Here is a 15,454-nt window from a genome sequence, read left to right on the forward strand (position 1 = left end):
TCCTTTATTCCGGTTGGTCGTTCAACTGGCGCTTCATCTTGTCGAGCAGCGCAATCATCTGTGCCTTGTCGGCAGCGGGCATGTCGCCGAGCAGTTCGGCGACCCAGCGCTCGTGCACTGCCGCCATGCGCGCGAACGCCTCGCGCCCGGCGCCGGTCAGCACCACGCTGTAGGCGCGGCGGTCGGCCGGGTCGGGCACGCGCGCCACCAGGCCTTCCTGTTCCAGCTGGTCGGTGATGCCGGTGACACTGCCGCCGGTGACCATCATGCGGCGCGATAGTTCGCCCATGCGCAGGCCCTCGGGGTGGCGCTCGAGCTGCGCCATCAGGTCAAAGCGCGGCAGCGTGATGTCGAAGGCGGTGCGCAGGCGGGTGCGGATGGCGTTCTCGATGCGCACCGTGCATGAGAGCATGCGCAGCCACAGCTTGAGCGACTGGTGATGGTCGCCCGTCAGGCGCGTCGCCAGGTCCGGCTGGTCGTCGTGCGGCGCGCTCACATCACTTCTCCGCCCGCCACCGCGACCGACTGGCCGTTCATGGCGGAGGACTGCGGCATGCACAGCCACACCACCGCGTGCGCCACTTCTTCCGGCTGCACCAGGCGCTGCTGCGGGTTGCCGGCGGCGAGCGCCGAGCGCGCCTGTTCCTCGCTGCGGCCGGTTTTCGACATGATGTTGCCGACCGCCTCGCTGGCCATGTCGGTATCGGTAAAGCCCGGGCACACGGCGTTCACGGTCACGCCGCTGGTCGCCAGTTCCAGCGCCAGCGCGCGTGTCAGGCCGACCAGGCCGTGCTTGGCCGCGCAATAGGCGCTCACGTAGCGGTAGCCGGTCAGTCCCGCGGTCGAGGCGATATTCACCACCCGGCCCCAGCCCGCCTGCACCATGTCGGGCAGCGCGGCCTGCAGGCAGTGGTAGGCGCCGGTCAGGTTCACGTCCAGCATGCGCTGCCACAGGGCGTCATCGGTCTTCATGAACGGCGCGGCGCCCGCTTGTCCTGCGTTGTTGACCAGGATGTCGACCGGGCCGAAGTGCGCCGCCGCGCGCGCGAAGCCGTCGGCGACCGCCTGCCCATCGGCCACATCGAAAGTGACGGTGGCGAGGTTTTCGGCGTCGTTCAGCGAGGCCGCCGCCTCCACCAGCGCGGCCGTGTCGCGGCCCGCCAGCGTCACGCGGGCGCCCTGGGCGAGCAGCTGGCGCGCGATCTCCAGGCCGATCCCGCGGCTGCCGCCGGTGACCAGCGCGTGTTTTCCAGTCAATTGCATCATCCCTCCAGTAGTCGCGCAGCGACCTGCTGCGGCGTCAGTCCCGCGGCCCCGGCGGCTGCCTGGCGTTCGCGTTCAAGGTTGCGTTCCAGCTGCGCCTTGCCGGCCAGGTACTGCACCGGCCAGGCAATGGCGCTGTAGCCGATCTTGGCCGCTTCGGTCAGCGTCCAGGCCGGGTTGGCCAGGTGCGGGCGCCCCACCGCGCACAGGTCGGCGCGGCCGGCTGCGATGATGCTGTTGGCGTGGTCGGCCTCGAAGATCGAGCCCACCGCAATGGTCGGGATCCCGGTCTCGTTGCGGATGCGGTCCGCGAACGGCGTCTGGTACATGCGGCCGAACTGCGGCTTTTCCTGCTTGCTGACCTGGCCTGAGGAGCAGTCCACCATGTCGGCGCCGGCCTCCTTGAACAGCGCGGCGATGCGCACCGCGTCCGACGGGGTGATTCCGCCCTCGACCCAGTCATGCGCCGAGATGCGCACGCTCATCGGCCTGTCGGCGGGCCAGGCCGCGCGCATCGCACGGAATACCCGGAGCGGAAAGCGGCAGCGGTTTTCCAGGCTGCCGCCGTAGTCGTCGGTGCGGTGGTTGGTCAGCGGCGAGATGAAGGACGACAGCAGGTAGCCATGCGCGCAGTGCAGCTCCAGCCAGTCGAAGCCCGCCTCGGCGCTGGCGCGGGTTGCGCGCACGAAGTCGGCCTCGATCCGGTCCATGTCTTCAAGCGTGGCGGCGCGCGAACGCTGCGACACGCCCGGCAGGTACTGCTGTTCGGATGCCGAGACCAGCGGCCAGTTCCCTTCGGGCAGCGGCTGGTCGATGCCTTCCCACATCACGCGCGTCGATCCCTTGGCGCCGGCGTGGCCAAGCTGCATGGCGATCTTCGCGTCGGTGGAGGCATGCACGAAGTCGGCGATGCGCTTCCATGCAGCCGTATGCTCCGGCGTGTACATGCCCGGGCAGGCAGGCGTGATGCGCGCGTCGGCGGACACGCAGGTCATTTCCGCGAACACCATCGCCGCGCCGCCCAGCGCACGCGCGCCCAGGTGCACCAGGTGGTAGTCGCCCGGCACCCCATCGACGGCGGAATACTGGGCCATTGGCGAAACCACGATGCGGTTTTTGAGCAGCAACGAGCGCACCTTCAGCGGCGTGAGCATCGGCAGGATCTTCGCTCCGGCCGGCGCCTGCACGCCGGCCAGTGCGCAGGCGCGCTGGCCGAACCACTGCTCGAACGCCTCCACATAGGCCGCATCGCGCAGGCGCAGGTTCTCGTGCGAGATGCGCTGGCTGCGGGTCAGCATGGAATAGGCGAACTGCGGCGCTTCCATCGCGCTGTAGCGCTCCACGTTCTCGAACCATTCCATCGAATTGCGCGCGGCCGACTGGATCTTCAGCACTTCGACGGCGCGCAGCTTTTCGTAGTTGTCCAGCGCCGGGCGCAGCTCGCGGTGGCTTGCAAAGCTGCGCGCCAGCTCGATCGCGTCCTCCAGCGCCAGCTTGGTGCCCGAGCCGATCGAGTAGTGGGCCGAGTGGGCCGCGTCGCCCATCAGCACCACCGGGACGTCGCCGTTCCAGTGCACCCAGCGCTCGCACACGATGCGCGGGAAGGTAATCCAGATCGCCGAGCCGCGCAGGTGCGACGCGTTCGACATCAGGCTGTGGCCGTCCAGCTGGTCGGCGAACAGGCGTTCGCAGAAGGCGATGCCCTCTTCCTGCGTCATAGACTCGAGGCCCGCCGCACGCCACACCTCTTCCGGCGTCTCCACGATGAAGGTGGAGGTATCGCCGTCGTACTGATAGATGTGCGCCTGGAACCAGCCATGCTCGGTCTCGCGGAAGGCGAAGGTGAAGGCGTCGAACTTCTTTTTGGTGCCGAGCCAGACGAAGCGGCACTGGCGCGATTCGATCGACGGATGGAAGGTATCGGCATAGCGCGCGCGGATGCGGCTGTTCAGGCCATCGGAGGCGATGACCAGGTCGGCCCGGTAGCGGGCGGCGATCTCGCGGTCGTCCACCACGTCGGTCTCGAACACCAGTTGCACGCCCAGTTCCTCGCAGCGCTGCTGCAGGATGTTCAGCAGGCGCTTGCGGCCGATGCCGCAGAAGCCATGGCCGCCCGAGGTGACGCGCTCGCCCTTGAAGAAGACGTCGATGTCGTCCCAGTGGTTGAACGACTGCAGGATCGCGCGCGCGGTCGGCTCGTCGGCCGCGACCAGGTTGCCCAGGGTCTGGTCCGAGAACACCACGCCCCATCCGAAGGTGTCGTAGGGCCGGTTGCGTTCCACCACCGTGATGGTGTGCGCCGGATCCTGCTTTTTCATCAGCAGGGCGAAATACAGGCCGGCGGGACCGCCGCCGATACAGACAATATTCATGATGTGCGCAGCTTGAACCGCTGGAGCTTTCCTGTTTCGGTGCGCGGCAGCTTGTCGGTGAAGCGTACCGAACGCGGATATTTGTACGGGGCGATGTGTTCCTTGACGAAGGCCTGCAGTTCGGCCACCAGCGCATCGCCCGGTTCGAAGCCGCTGCGTACCACCACGTGCGCCTCCACGACCTGCCCGCGCTCCTCGTCGGCGCGTCCGACCACGCCGCATTCGGCCACCGCCGGATGGCGCAGCAGCACGTCCTCGACCTCGGCGCCGGCGATGTTGTAGCCGGCCGAGATGATCATGTCGTCGGTGCGCGAGCGGTAGTAGAAGTAGCCGTCTTCGTCCATCTCGTAGGCGTCGCCGGTCAGGTTCCAGCCGTCCTGCACATAGTCCTTCTGGCGTTCATCGGCCAGGTAGCGGCAGCCGGTCGGCCCTTTTACCGCGAGCCGCCCCACCACGCCCGGGCCGACCTTGTTGCCGTCGGCGTCCAGCAGGCAGGCCTGGTAGCCGGGCACCGGTTTGCCGGTCGCGCCGGGACGGATCTCGCTGCCGGCGGCGGAGATGAAGATGTGCAGGATTTCGGTCGCGCCGATCCCGTCGATCATGTCGATGCCGGCGGCCGCCTTCCACGCCTCGCGCGTGGCCGGCGGCAGCGCCTCGCCGGCGGACACGGTCTTCTTCAGCGAGGATAGCGAGAAGCCCGGCGCCAGCTGCGCCATCTGGCGGTAGAAGGTCGGCGCGGTAAAGCAGACCGTGGCCTGGTATTCGTCGATGGCCGCCAGCAGCGCCTCGGGCGTGAGTTTTTCCAGCAGCACGCCGGCCGCGCCCACGCGCATCGGGAACAGCAGCAGTCCGCCCAGGCCGAAGGTGAATGCGAGCGGCGGCGTGCCGATAAAGATATCGTCGGCCTGCGACTGCAGCGTGTGGCGCGGGAAGCAGTCGCAGATCGCCAGGATGTCGCGGTGGAAGTGCATGGTCCCCTTCGGCACGCCGGTGGTGCCGGAGGTGAAGCTGATCAGGCAGACGTCGTCGGCGGAGGTGTCCACGGCCGCGAACGGCGCATCGTGGCGCTGCATCAGCGCTTCCAGCGATTGCGGGTTGCCGGGGTCGTTAAAGGTCAGCATGGCCTGCGGGCGGCCGGGAGTGGCGTCCAGTTCCGCCGCCAGGCTGGCCGCGCACAGCACCGCGCCCACACGCGCCTTGTCGATGATGGCGCCCAGTTCGCGCGCGCGCAGCAGCGGCATGGTGGGGACCGCGATCATGCCCGCCTTGAGCACGGCCAGGATGGCGGCAGCCATCATCGGGTTGTTCGCGCCGCGCAGCAGCACCCGGCTGCCGGTCGGCAGCGCCATGTCGCGCGTGAGCACGTGCGCGATGCGGTCGACCTGGGCTTGCAGCTCGCGGTAGGTCCAGCGCATGCCGTCGCCGATCACGGCGGTACGCTCGCTCCAGCCGCGCTCGACCGCCTGGTCGAGCAGTGCGGCCACGCAGTTCAGGCGCGCGGGATAGGACAGCTCGGGCAGGTCGAACAGGAATTCGGGCCACTGCCCGTCCGGTGGCAGGTTGTCGCGTGCGAAGGTGTCGGCGTATGCCGAAGCGCCCAGGTCTGCTGCCGTGAGTCTTGCCATCTGCTCCCCCTGTGTTGGATGATGCCGCGGTCGGCCCGCCGCCGCGCGAAGGCGGATGGCGGTGGGGAGATACTTTAGCCCTAAACTATTATTTCGACAATGGATTTCGCGTCAGGCGACCAGCTGGCGCAGCGCGTCGAGCTGGCGCTCCACCGCGCCCATGGCCTGCGCGAGCGCGGCGCGCAAGGCGGCCTCCTCCGGCTCGCTGCTGCACGCGTCGAGCGCGGCTGCGGCAGCCGACAGCCCGAGGGTGGCGCAGCCCTCGCGCAGCCGCGCGAGGCGCTGGCGCACGGCGTCGCGCTCGCCCAGCGCCAGCATCAGGCCAGTCTCCTGGCCGCCCTCGTCGATCTGGCGGAACAGGCCGCCCAGGTAGGCGGCCAGGCGCGCGGCATCGATGCCGAGCCGGCGCATGGTGGCCGCGGGCGCCTCCGCGCCGGCGGCTGCGGCTGCGGCGCCGCCCAGGCACTGGCCGAGCTGCGCGCGCACCTGCTCCGGCTGCAGCGGCTTGGCGATGAAGCCGCAGGCGCCGTAGTCGCCGGCCTGCTCCACCGTCTCGCGGTCGTTGGCCGAGGTGGCCAGCACGAACGGAACCGCGGCATGGCGCGCGCTGGCGCGCATGCGGCGCAGCAGCTCCAGCCCGGACAGGCGCGGCATGCGCAGGTCGCAGAACACGATCGCCGGCGCGATGCCAGCTTCCAGCTGCGTCCAGGCGTCCTCGCCGTCTTCCGCTTCCCCGATCTCGAATTCCCCGCAGGCGTCCACCAGGTGCATCAGCATCATGCGCGACACCACATCGTCATCCACTACCAGCACTTTCGGTTTCACTGCGCCACTCCCGTTTCGTATGCGGCCAGCAGGCGGCGCAGGCGCGGCATCGCCGCTTCCACCACGCCCCACTCCTGGCCATCGGCCGCCAATTCGAGCTCGCCGCACAGCAGGTGCAGCTCGGTCTCGCCAAGGTAGGCGGCGCTTCCCTTCATTCCGTGCAGCAGGCGGCCCGCGGTCTCGTGGTCGCGCCGCGAGATGGCCGCGTCCAGGTCCGCGCGCCGCGCGGGCGCGTCGCTGGCAAAGGCCGCGCGCAGGCGCGCCTTCAGGTCCGATGCGCGCCGGCCCAGTCCCAGCAGCGGCGCCACGGCGCCGGGGCCGACGCCGAACATCTCATCCAGTTCGGCGGTAGTGGGCTGGCCCGGCTGCGCCGGCGGCGGCGCCATCGGCTCCAGCGCGATGCCGCGGTGCAGCTGGCGCTCGATTGCGCGCGCCAGCCGCGCGTGCAGCGCGTCCTCGTCGATCGGCTTGGCCAGGAAGTCGTCCATGCCGGCCGCCAGGTAGCGCTCGCGGTCCTCCTCGCTGGCGTTGGCGGTGAGCGCCACGATCATCAGCTCGCGGTCGAGCACCGCGGCGCCCGGCATGCCGCCGCTGCGCACCAGCCGCGCGGCGGTGGCGCCGTCCATCTCCGGCATGCGACCGTCCATCAGGATCAGGTCGAACCGCTCGGCCGCGCAGGCCTGCACCGCCAGCGCGCCATTCTCGACCACCTGCACGCGGTGCCCGAGCTCCTCCACCATCATGCGCACGATGATCTGGTTGGTCGGGTAGTCTTCCGCGCACAACACGTTCAGGCGGTGGGTGTGCGGCACGCGCGGCACATGCGCTTCCTGCGGCGGCTCGACGCCGTCCGGCATCGGCACGGTAAAGGTGAAGGTGCTGCCCAGGCCCGGCGTGCTGGTCACCCCGATGGTCCCGTCCATCAGCTCGACCAGCTGGCGGCAGATCGCCAGGCCCAGGCCGGTGCCGCCGTAGCGGCGGGTGGTGGTGGTGTCGGCCTGCTCGAATTTCTGGAATACGCGCGGCAGCGCCTCGGCCGGGATGCCGATGCCGGTGTCCGCGATCGAGAAGCGGACCAGGTTGACGCCCGCTTCGGCCTGGATGCGCTCGGCCCGCAGTTCGACCGCGCCGGCATGGGTGAACTTGAAGGCGTTGCCCAGCAGGTTGACCAGTACCTGGCGCAGGCGCAAGGGGTCGCCCACCACGAAGCGCGGCAGCGCCGGATCGACCGTCACGCCGAACGTGATGCTTTGCGCGCCCGCCTGTTCCTCGAACAGCGCGGCCACGTTGGCCACCGCGGCGCCAAGGTCGAAGTCGATCTGCTCGACGCTCAGCTTGCCCGCCTCGATCTTCGAAAAATCGAGCAGGTCGTTGATGATGCCCAGCAGTGCCTGGGCGTTCGCCTTGCCGCGCAGGATCTGCTCGCGCGTGGCCAGCTGCAGCTGGCGGTCGCGCAGCGCGAAGCCGAGCATGCCGATCACGCCGGCCAGCGGGGTGCGCATCTCGTGGCTCATATTGGCCAGGAATTCGGACTTCTGCCGGGTCGCGTCCTCGGCGCGCTGCTTGGCCTGGCGCAGCCATTCCTCGTTCTCCTGCAGCGCGCGGTTGGCCAGCGCCAGCTCCTCGGTGTGCAGGCGCACCTGGCGTTCCTGCTCGAGCAGGCGGGCCTGGGTTTCCTCCAGCTGGCGGTAGGCGCGCGCATTGTCCAGCGCCACTGCGGCGTGGGCCGACAGCGCCTGCAGCATGTCGAGGTGGATGCGGCGGTAGGCGTCGCGCTGCGCGCTCTTCACACACAGCACGCCCAGCACCTGGTCGTTGACCACCAGGGGCACATAGATCATCGACAGCGCCACGGATGGCGCGCTGCCGTCCACGCGGGTGGTGGGCAGAATGCCTTTGCTGTCCGGGCGGGAAAGGTAGAAACGGTATTCGGTCTCGCTGTCGCCGATCAGCACCTCGCGCCGGTTGCGCACGCACCAGACGGCGTACTGGTCCGGGTCTGCCATGCTGCGCGAATAACCGTGCAGGCGCACGCCGTGGTCGATCGCGTAAGGGAATTCGATCACCTCGCGGTCGCGGTCGAGGAAGCCGATGCAGAAGATGCGCGCGTCCATCAGGTCGTGCACCCGGCGGTACACGATGCTCATGATGGTTTCCACGTCGAGCGAGGCGCTCATTTCACGGCCGATTTCGGACAGGGTCGAGATGTTGCGGTGTGCCTGTTCCACGGCACCCTTCTGGCGCTCGGTGTCGATGCGGCGCTGCTCGGCCTCGGCGCGCTGCATCTCGGCTTCTTCGCGGCGCCGGAGCAGCTCCTCGGTCTGGCGCTCCAGCTGGCGGTTCTGCTTGCCGATTTCCTCGGTGCGAGCGCGCACCTGCTCTTCCAGCAGGCCCTTCTGGCGCCGCAGCGCACCGGTGCGCGCCTTGAGCCAGCCGGTCACCGCGCCGGCGGCGGCCAGCACGGCCAGCACGCGGAACCACAGCGTCTTCCAGAACGGCGGATGGATCGTGATGTGCAGGGTGGTCGCGGCGGCGCTCCAGACATTGTCCTTGTTGGCGGCGCGCACGCGGAAGCGGTACTCGCCCGGGTCCAGGTTGGTGTAGGTGGCAAAGCGCTTGCTGGCGTCGGTGTGGACCCATGCCTTGTCGAAGCCCTCCAGCTGGTAGGCGAAGCGGTTGCGTCCCGGCGCGGCGAAATGCAGCGCCGAGAACTCCAGCGAAAACACCGAATCGCCCGCATCGAGCTCGATGCTGCGCGCGTTCTCGATGGAACCGGCCAGCAGGCCCGGACGCGCGAGCGCAACCGGGGTATTGAAGATCTGGAAGTCGGTGATCACGGCGCGCGGCGCGAAGCGGTTGTCGCGGATCGCGGACGGGCGGAACGCGGTGATGCCGCTGAAGCCGCCGAAGTACATGGTGCCGTCCTGCGTGCGCAGCGCCGATCCGTCGAAATAGGCGCCCTCGATGGTGCCGTCGGCGCTGCCGTAGTTGCGCCAGCGGCCGGTGGCGCGGTCCAGGCGCGAGATGCCGCTGTTGGTGCTGACCCACAGGTCTTCCACCTCGTCCTCCAGGATCGCGGCGACCGCGTCGTCCGCCATGCCGTCGCTGGAGGTGTAGCGCCGGAAGCTCACGCTGCCGTCCGGCTGCATGGTCATGCGGTTCAGGCCCGCGGCGGTGCCGACCCACAGCGTGCCCTGGCTGTCTTCCAGCAGGTAGTGCACTTCGTCGTGCGACAGGCTGTCCGGCTTGCCCGCCTCATGGCGGAAATGGCGGAAGGTGCCGGTGCGGCGGTCCAGCAGGTCAAGTCCGTTGAAGGTGCCGACCCACAGGCGGCCGTGGCGGTCTTCCAGCAGCGGCCGCACGACGTTGTCGGCCAGGCTGGCCCCGTCCTGCACGTTGTGGCTGTAGGTGCGCGTCTCCAGCGTCACCGGGTCGACCCGGTGCAGGCCGCCGCGCGAGGCCGCCCACAGCATGCCGGCGCGGTCGACCATCAGGTAGCGGATCTCGTCGGCGGCATCGCTGCCGAAGGTGTGGCGGCGGAAGCGGCCGCTGGCCTCGTCCAGGCTGGCGATGCCGTACTGGCTGCCGACCCACAGCACGCCGCGCTTGTCGCGCACCACGCTGTGGAGCAGCCGGTTGGTGGCGCCCAGCACGCCGCCATAGCGGCGCAGCACATCGCCGGTGGCAGCGTCGAGCAGGTCCAGCCCGCCGTTGCCCGCGGCCCAGATGCGGCCGCGCCCGGCGTCGGCGATGCCGCGCACCTTGTTGTCGGACTGCGGCGTCATGCCCGGCTCGTCGCGCCGCACGATGCGCGTGAAACCACCGCCGGCCAGGTCGGCGCGGCTGACGCCCGCATACCAGGTCCCCACCCAGAAGGTCCCGACGCGGTCGCGGTACAGCGCCGAGACCTGGTTGTCGGCCAGGCTGTGCGCATCGCTCATCTGGCGGCTGTAGCGGCGGAATTGCTGTTCGCCCTGCCCCAGCCGGAACAGGCCGCGCGCAAAGCTGCCGACCCAGATGGTGCCGTCGCCGTCCTCGTACAGCGCGGTCACCCTGATCGCCGGCAGCGCTTCGCGCTCGCCCAGGCGGCGCGCCGGCGCCGCCGGCCGCTCGGTGCTGCGCACCTCCACACCGGCCAGCGTGCCGATCCACAGGTTCTGGTTGCGGTCCACCAGCAGTGCCTGCACTGCGGCCTTCTTGGGATCGCCGCCGCCGGTGTCGTGGTGTTCGAAGGTGCTGGCCCCCGGGGCGAGGCTGGACAGCCCGGAGGAGGAACCGATCCACAGGCGGCCGTTGGCGTCGAAGGCCAGCGCGTTGACCTGGACGTCGCGCAGCGAGCCCGGATCGCTGCCGTGATACCAGAAACGGTACTTGCCGGTGCGCGTGTCGAAGTGCTGCAAGCCGTCGCTGGTGGCGAGCCACAGGTTGCCCTCGCGGTCCTCGGCGATTGCGTGCACGCGGCGGCCGCCGCTGCCGCGCTTGTTCGGTTCCTCCGGCAGGTAGTGGCGGAAGCTGCGCGACTCCGGCAGGTACAGGTCCATGCCGCCATCGGTGCCGATCCACAGGCGTCCCTTGCGGTCCACGTGCAGCACGCGCACCCAGTTGTTGGCCAGGCTGGCCGGATCGTGCACCACATTGCGGTACACGGTCATGCGGTAGCCGTCGTAGCGCGTCAGGCCCGCCTGGGTGCCGAACCACATGAAGCCCTGCTGGTCCTGGACCACCGACAGCACCGATTCCTGCGCCAGTCCCTGCTCCACGCTCAGGTGCTCGAAGCGCAGCGTGGGAGGCGACGCGGCAAGCGCGCCCTGGGCCGCTGCCACGGCCAGCAAGGCGGTGCAGGCGAGCCTGCGCAGGAATCGCATGGCGTCCATCTCAGCTCCCGAAGAACGCCAGCACGTCGTCGCGGCGCGTCTCGGTGTCGCGCCTGCCCAGCGCGATCAGCTCGCGCGTGTAGCTCGACTCGAACAGCAGGTAGGAGGCCAGCGCGGCGCCGCGCGCCTCGGTCGCGCCGATCGCGCCCAGCAGCGTGCGGATCGGGCGCGGCAGGCTGCCCACGTGGCGGCTGGCGATGTCGTCCAGCCGCTCGGACGGGGCTATCACCAGCAACTCCACCGGGCGCAGCTTGGTGCGGTCCATGTACTCGCGCGGCATGGTGGACAGCGTCAGGTTGACGCGCTTGAGGCGCTCGATGTCAACCGCCAGGCCGTCGAGGAAGATCGAGGACAGCGCGTGGCCGGCGATCTGCGCCAGGCTGGGGTAGCGCGCCGAAGGCACGCGCGCCACGGCCGGCTCGGTCAGGCGCCCTGCCCCGACCACCAGCACGCGGCTCGCGCCCAGGTGGATCGCGGGCGAGATCGGCGCCAGCTGGCGCATGGTGCCATCGCCGCAATAGTGGCAATGTCCGCCGGCGTACAGCGGCACCGACGGGAAGATGAACGGGATCGCGGCCGAGGCCAGCAGGTGTTCGACCCCGATCTGGTCCTGCAGCGCCATGCGCTGGGTGCGCGCCCACGGCGCGATCTCGGCGGCGCTCTGGTAGAAGGTCAGGTGGCTGCCCGCCGTGTAGGAAGACGCGCTCACGGCCAGCGCGTGCAGCACGCCATTCGACAGCACGCCGTCCAGGCGCGGCAGGTCGAGCATGCGGTGCAGCAGGCCGACCAGCGGCGTGTTGTCGAGCAGCGAATTGGGCGGCGCGGCATGCCACTTGCGCAACAGCCAGCCGAACGAGAGCAGCGACAGCCAGCGCGCGCCCGAGCGCAGCACGCCGAGCGAATCGGCGCGGTACACCTGCTCCGCACGCATGTGGTCCCACACCTCGGTGAGGGTGTGCACGCCTTCGCCGAAGTTGTCGGCGCGGCATGCCAGCGCAGTCGCATTGAGCGCGCCGGCCGAGGTGCCGCAGATGATGTTGAAGGGAGTGCGCGCGCTCGACCAGCCTTGCTCGCGCAGGATCCGTGAAATGGCCTGCAGGACGCCCACCTGGTACGCGGCGCGGGCTCCCCCGCCGGTCAGGACCAGGCCTGTCTTTTCTTGGAATCCCATAGGCGGCAAGGTTATCAGGGTCTTGCCGCCAGCGTAAGTGTCAGGTCACAAAAGCGTCCACAGGATGCGACAGCTGGTCACTCCCCGCGCGCCACGCCCTCGCGGCGCGGATCGGCGCCGCCGGACCACATCTCCTGGCCGTGGATGTTCATGCGCGCGATGCCCTGCAGCCCGGAGGTCAGCTCGTATTGCTGCACGCGGTGGCCGCGTGCCTGCAGCGCCTGCACGGTCGACTCGGGGAAGCGGCGCGTCTCCAGCAGCGTCGGGCCGTTCATGCTGCCGAAGTTCGGCATGCTGATCGCCTGCTGCATGTTCATGCCCCAGTCCAGGGTCCCGAACAGCACCTTGGCCACGTAGTTGATGATGGCCGGGCCGCCGGGCGAACCGACCGTCAGCACCAGCTTCCTGGTCTTTTTGTCAAACACGATGGTGGGCGACATGGCGCTGCGCGGGCGCTTGTTGGCCTGCACCCGGTTGGCGACGGGGCCGTGCTCGTCGCGCGAGGCGAACGAGAAGTCGGTGAGCTGGTTGTTCAGCATGAAGCCGGCCACCATCTGGCGCGAGCCGAAGGCATCCTCCACGGTGGTGGTCATCGCCAGTCCGTGGCCCTGCGCGTCGACGATCGCGATGTGCGAGGTGGACGGCGTCTCGACCGACACGTTGTCGCCCCACGCAAGTTCGGTATCGAAGGGATTGCCCGGCGGGGCCACGCCGAGTGAGCGCTCGCCGATCAGGCTGGCGCGCCTGGCCAGGTAGCCCTTGTCCAGCAGGCTCGGGATGCCCTTGCCCGGCAGCGGGACGAAGTCGGTATCGGCCGCATAGCGGTCACGGTCCGCGTAGGCCAGGCGGCCCGCTTCGGCGAACAGGTGCACCGCGTCCGGGCCGGGCACGCCGTCCTTCGGCGCGTAGCGCGCCATGTCGACGTTTTCCAGGATGCCCAGCATCTGCGCCACCGCGATGCCGCCGGACGATGGCGGCGGCATGCCGCACACGGTGTAGGCGCGGTAGTCGGCGCACACCGACGGGCGGATGCGCGGCGCATAGGCGGCGATGTCCTGCTCGGTCAGCAGCCCCGGGTTGGTCGGGTGCGACCGCACCTTGGCGGCGATCTCGCGCGCGATGCGGCCCTTGTAGAAGGCGTCGGCGCCGCCGGCGGCGATCTCCTTCAGCGTGGCCGCGAGCGCGGGATTTTTCAGCTGGTGGCCGACCGGCCAGGGCTGGCCCGCCGCGTCGTAGAAATAGCTTGCGGCGACCGGGTCGCGGCGCAGGTGCTTGTCCCAGGTGAGCATGCCGTTCAGGCGCGCGCTGACCGGGAAGCCCTGCTCGGCCAGGCGGATCGCCGGCGCGAACAGCGCCTTCCATGGCAGCCTGCCGTGCTTCTTGTGCGCCAGCTCCAGCATGCGCAGCACGCCGGGCGCGCCGACCGAACGGCCGCCCACGATGCCTTCCACGCGCGACAGCGGGGTGCCGTCAGGACGCTGGAACAGGCGCTCGTCGGCCTTCGACGGCGCGGTCTCGCGGCCGTCATAGGCAAGCACCTGCTTGCCGTCGAAGTACACCATGAACGCGCCGCCGCCGATGCCCGAGGACTGCGGCTCGACCAGCGTGAGCACCATCTGGGTCGCGATGGCCGCGTCGAGCGCCGAGCCGCCCTGCTTCAGGATCGCGGCGCCGGCGTCGGCCGCGTGCGGGTTGGCCGCGGCGACCATGTACTTGCGGGCCACCCAGCCCGCCTTTTCGGCGTAGCCGGTGCCGATTTCGGGCGCGGCCGGGGTGGCGCTTTGCGCCTGCACGGCGCCGGCGCAGGCGGCGGACAACAGGACCGCCAGCAGCGGAGACTTCAACTTGACCATTCAGACACTCCAAGACAAAAAAACGCGCGGCCGGGGCCGCGCGCTCGAACCTTCTGCGAATGCTACCTTATTTAGGCTGCATGCGGATTGCACCGTCCAGGCGGATGGTCTCGCCGTTCAGCATGGTGTTCTCGATGATGCACTTGGCCAGGTGCGCGTACTCGTTCGGCTTGCCGAGGCGCGGCGGGAACGGCACCATCTTGCCCAGCGCGTCCTGCACTTCCTGCGGCATCCCGAGCAGCATCGGGGTCTCGAAGATGCCCGGCGCGATCGTCATCACGCGGATGCCGTTGCGCGACAGGTCGCGCGCCATCGGCAGCGTCAGGCCCGCGACCGCAGCCTTGGACGAGCCGTAGGCGGCCTGGCCCATCTGGCCGTCGAAGGCGGCGACCGACGCGGTGTTGATGATGATGCCGCGCTCGCCCCATTCGGCCGCTTCGGTCTTGGCCATCGCATCGGCAGCCAGGCGCGACATGTTGAAGGTGCCCACCAGGTTGATGTTGATGGTCTTCTGGAACACGTCCAGCGGGTGCGGGCCTTCCTTGCCGACCGTCTTGACCGCCGGGGCGACGCCCGCGCAGTTCACCAGGCCGCGCAGCGTGCCCATGGCGACGGCCGCCTCGACGACCGCGATGGCATCGGCTTCGGAGGTCACGTCGCATTTGACGAATTTGCCGTTCAGTTCCGCGGCCAGCTTCTCGCCTGCTTCCACCTGCACGTCGGCGATGACGACCTTGCCGCCCGCCTCGGTGATCATGCGCGCGGTGGCCGCGCCCAGGCCGGATGCGCCGCCGGTGATGATGAATACATTGTTCTGGATTTGCATGTGTTCGCCCTTTGTCGTTTTTTAACGTTTACGTTAACGTCAACCGGAACATTGTACCAAGACTCGGAGGTGAAATTGCCGCATCAGCAATCGGCATGCCGGCGGAATCAGGAGAATGCGCTGTACAAAGCCAGGAGAAACAGGCAGGACCCTGCGAGCAGCAGGGGCAGCAAGACAATGACTGGCGTCTTTTGTGCGATGGCATAGGCACGCACTGCTTCGGAAGGGGTCGCGCCGCGCACGAAAGTTCCCGCGGCCGCCATCAGCAGCAGGATGCTGAAACAACCGCCACCAAAACCGAGCCCGAGCGGGTACCACTCGTTGTTGCCGACACCGGCGAACGAGTACAAGCCGAGTGCGAGGACGATGCCCAGGCCAAACAAGCAGTTTGCGGCGCGCGAGATCCCGGCATACTTATCGCGCAGATGCATTTGAGTGGAGGGACTGTCCGCTGCAGGGAGAAAGCGTTTCCACCTGGAGCCCAGCCACACGGCGACAGCGCCCCCGATCAGTCCGCTGAAGATGGGGGAAAAGTCGAAATCCATGGCCAACTCCGCGTTGTTTTTTCTGCATCATAGCGCAATGCGGCCTAACTCAGCCGAACATTCGCTAACTGAGCCGATCTGCGGACTACTGCCGTGAATG

Annotated in this window: 10 protein-coding genes; all 10 read right to left on the reverse strand. The window is 69.1% G+C overall.

The genetic code is table 11. The annotated features are described in order from the left end of the window. Positions 1-4: 4 nt before the first annotated feature. Positions 5-496 carry a MarR family winged helix-turn-helix transcriptional regulator gene (locus tag ACFSQR_RS06215; protein WP_377728770.1) on the reverse strand — a complete coding sequence of 164 codons (492 nt, stop codon included), beginning with the start codon at positions 494-496 and terminating at the stop codon, positions 5-7. After that, a complete protein-coding gene (locus tag ACFSQR_RS06220; protein WP_377729028.1) occupies positions 493-1,263 on the reverse strand; it encodes an SDR family NAD(P)-dependent oxidoreductase in 771 nt (256 codons plus the stop codon). Before ACFSQR_RS06220 ends, ACFSQR_RS06215 begins: the two co-directional genes overlap by 4 nt. Further along, a complete protein-coding gene (locus tag ACFSQR_RS06225; protein WP_377728771.1) occupies positions 1,263-3,635 on the reverse strand; it encodes a bifunctional salicylyl-CoA 5-hydroxylase/oxidoreductase in 2,373 nt (790 codons plus the stop codon). Before ACFSQR_RS06225 ends, ACFSQR_RS06220 begins: the two co-directional genes overlap by 1 nt. After that, positions 3,632-5,260 carry an AMP-binding protein gene (locus tag ACFSQR_RS06230; protein WP_377728772.1) on the reverse strand — a complete coding sequence of 543 codons (1,629 nt, stop codon included), beginning with the start codon at positions 5,258-5,260 and terminating at the stop codon, positions 3,632-3,634. Before ACFSQR_RS06230 ends, ACFSQR_RS06225 begins: the two co-directional genes overlap by 4 nt. A 111-nt stretch (positions 5,261-5,371) precedes the next feature. Next, positions 5,372-6,085, reverse strand: a complete 714-nt coding sequence (locus ACFSQR_RS06235; RefSeq protein ID WP_377728773.1) for a response regulator — start codon at positions 6,083-6,085, stop codon at positions 5,372-5,374. After that, positions 6,082-10,959: a two-component regulator propeller domain-containing protein gene (locus tag ACFSQR_RS06240; protein ID WP_377728774.1), complete on the reverse strand. Its 4,878-nt coding sequence runs from the start codon at positions 10,957-10,959 to the stop codon at positions 6,082-6,084. The genes ACFSQR_RS06235 and ACFSQR_RS06240 overlap by 4 nt, the downstream gene beginning before the upstream one ends. 1 nt (position 10,960) lies before the next feature. Beyond that, positions 10,961-12,130 (reverse strand): patatin-like phospholipase family protein, encoded by a 1,170-nt coding sequence (locus tag ACFSQR_RS06245; protein WP_377728775.1) that lies wholly within the window; start codon positions 12,128-12,130, stop codon positions 10,961-10,963. 77 nt (positions 12,131-12,207) lie between these two features. Further along, positions 12,208-13,983 carry a gamma-glutamyltransferase gene (gene ggt / locus ACFSQR_RS06250; RefSeq protein WP_377728776.1) on the reverse strand — a complete coding sequence of 592 codons (1,776 nt, stop codon included), beginning with the start codon at positions 13,981-13,983 and terminating at the stop codon, positions 12,208-12,210. A gap of 67 nt (positions 13,984-14,050) precedes the next feature. Further along, positions 14,051-14,809 carry a 3-hydroxyacyl-CoA dehydrogenase gene (locus tag ACFSQR_RS06255; RefSeq protein ID WP_377728777.1) on the reverse strand — a complete coding sequence of 253 codons (759 nt, stop codon included), beginning with the start codon at positions 14,807-14,809 and terminating at the stop codon, positions 14,051-14,053. Positions 14,810-14,916: 107 nt separating this feature from the next. Continuing rightward, the gene (locus ACFSQR_RS06260) at positions 14,917-15,354 is read right to left on the reverse strand and encodes a hypothetical protein (RefSeq protein ID WP_377728778.1); all 438 of its coding nucleotides are present in this window, start codon (positions 15,352-15,354) and stop codon (positions 14,917-14,919) included. Positions 15,355-15,454: the final 100 nt, after the last annotated feature.

This window comes from Pseudoduganella sp. GCM10020061 (genome assembly GCF_042683405.1).
GTDB lineage: Bacteria > Pseudomonadota > Gammaproteobacteria > Burkholderiales > Burkholderiaceae_D > Telluria.

Bases quoted from the DNA above. Each gene is read 5' to 3' on its own strand.
- ACFSQR_RS06220 (WP_377729028.1), bottom strand. From the start codon at position 1,263: ATGCAATTGACTGGAAAACACGCGCTGGTCACCGGCGGCAGCCGCGGG.
- ACFSQR_RS06225 (WP_377728771.1), bottom strand. From the start codon at position 3,635: ATGAATATTGTCTGTATCGGCGGCGGTCCCGCCGGCCTGTATTTCGCC.
- ACFSQR_RS06230 (WP_377728772.1), bottom strand. From the start codon at position 5,260: ATGGCAAGACTCACGGCAGCAGACCTGGGCGCTTCGGCATACGCCGAC.
- ACFSQR_RS06240 (WP_377728774.1), bottom strand. From the start codon at position 10,959: ATGGACGCCATGCGATTCCTGCGCAGGCTCGCCTGCACCGCCTTGCTG.
- ACFSQR_RS06245 (WP_377728775.1), bottom strand. From the start codon at position 12,130: ATGGGATTCCAAGAAAAGACAGGCCTGGTCCTGACCGGCGGGGGAGCC.
- ggt (WP_377728776.1), bottom strand. From the start codon at position 13,983: ATGGTCAAGTTGAAGTCTCCGCTGCTGGCGGTCCTGTTGTCCGCCGCC.
- ACFSQR_RS06255 (WP_377728777.1), bottom strand. From the start codon at position 14,809: ATGCAAATCCAGAACAATGTATTCATCATCACCGGCGGCGCATCCGGC.
- ACFSQR_RS06260 (WP_377728778.1), bottom strand. From the start codon at position 15,354: ATGGATTTCGACTTTTCCCCCATCTTCAGCGGACTGATCGGGGGCGCT.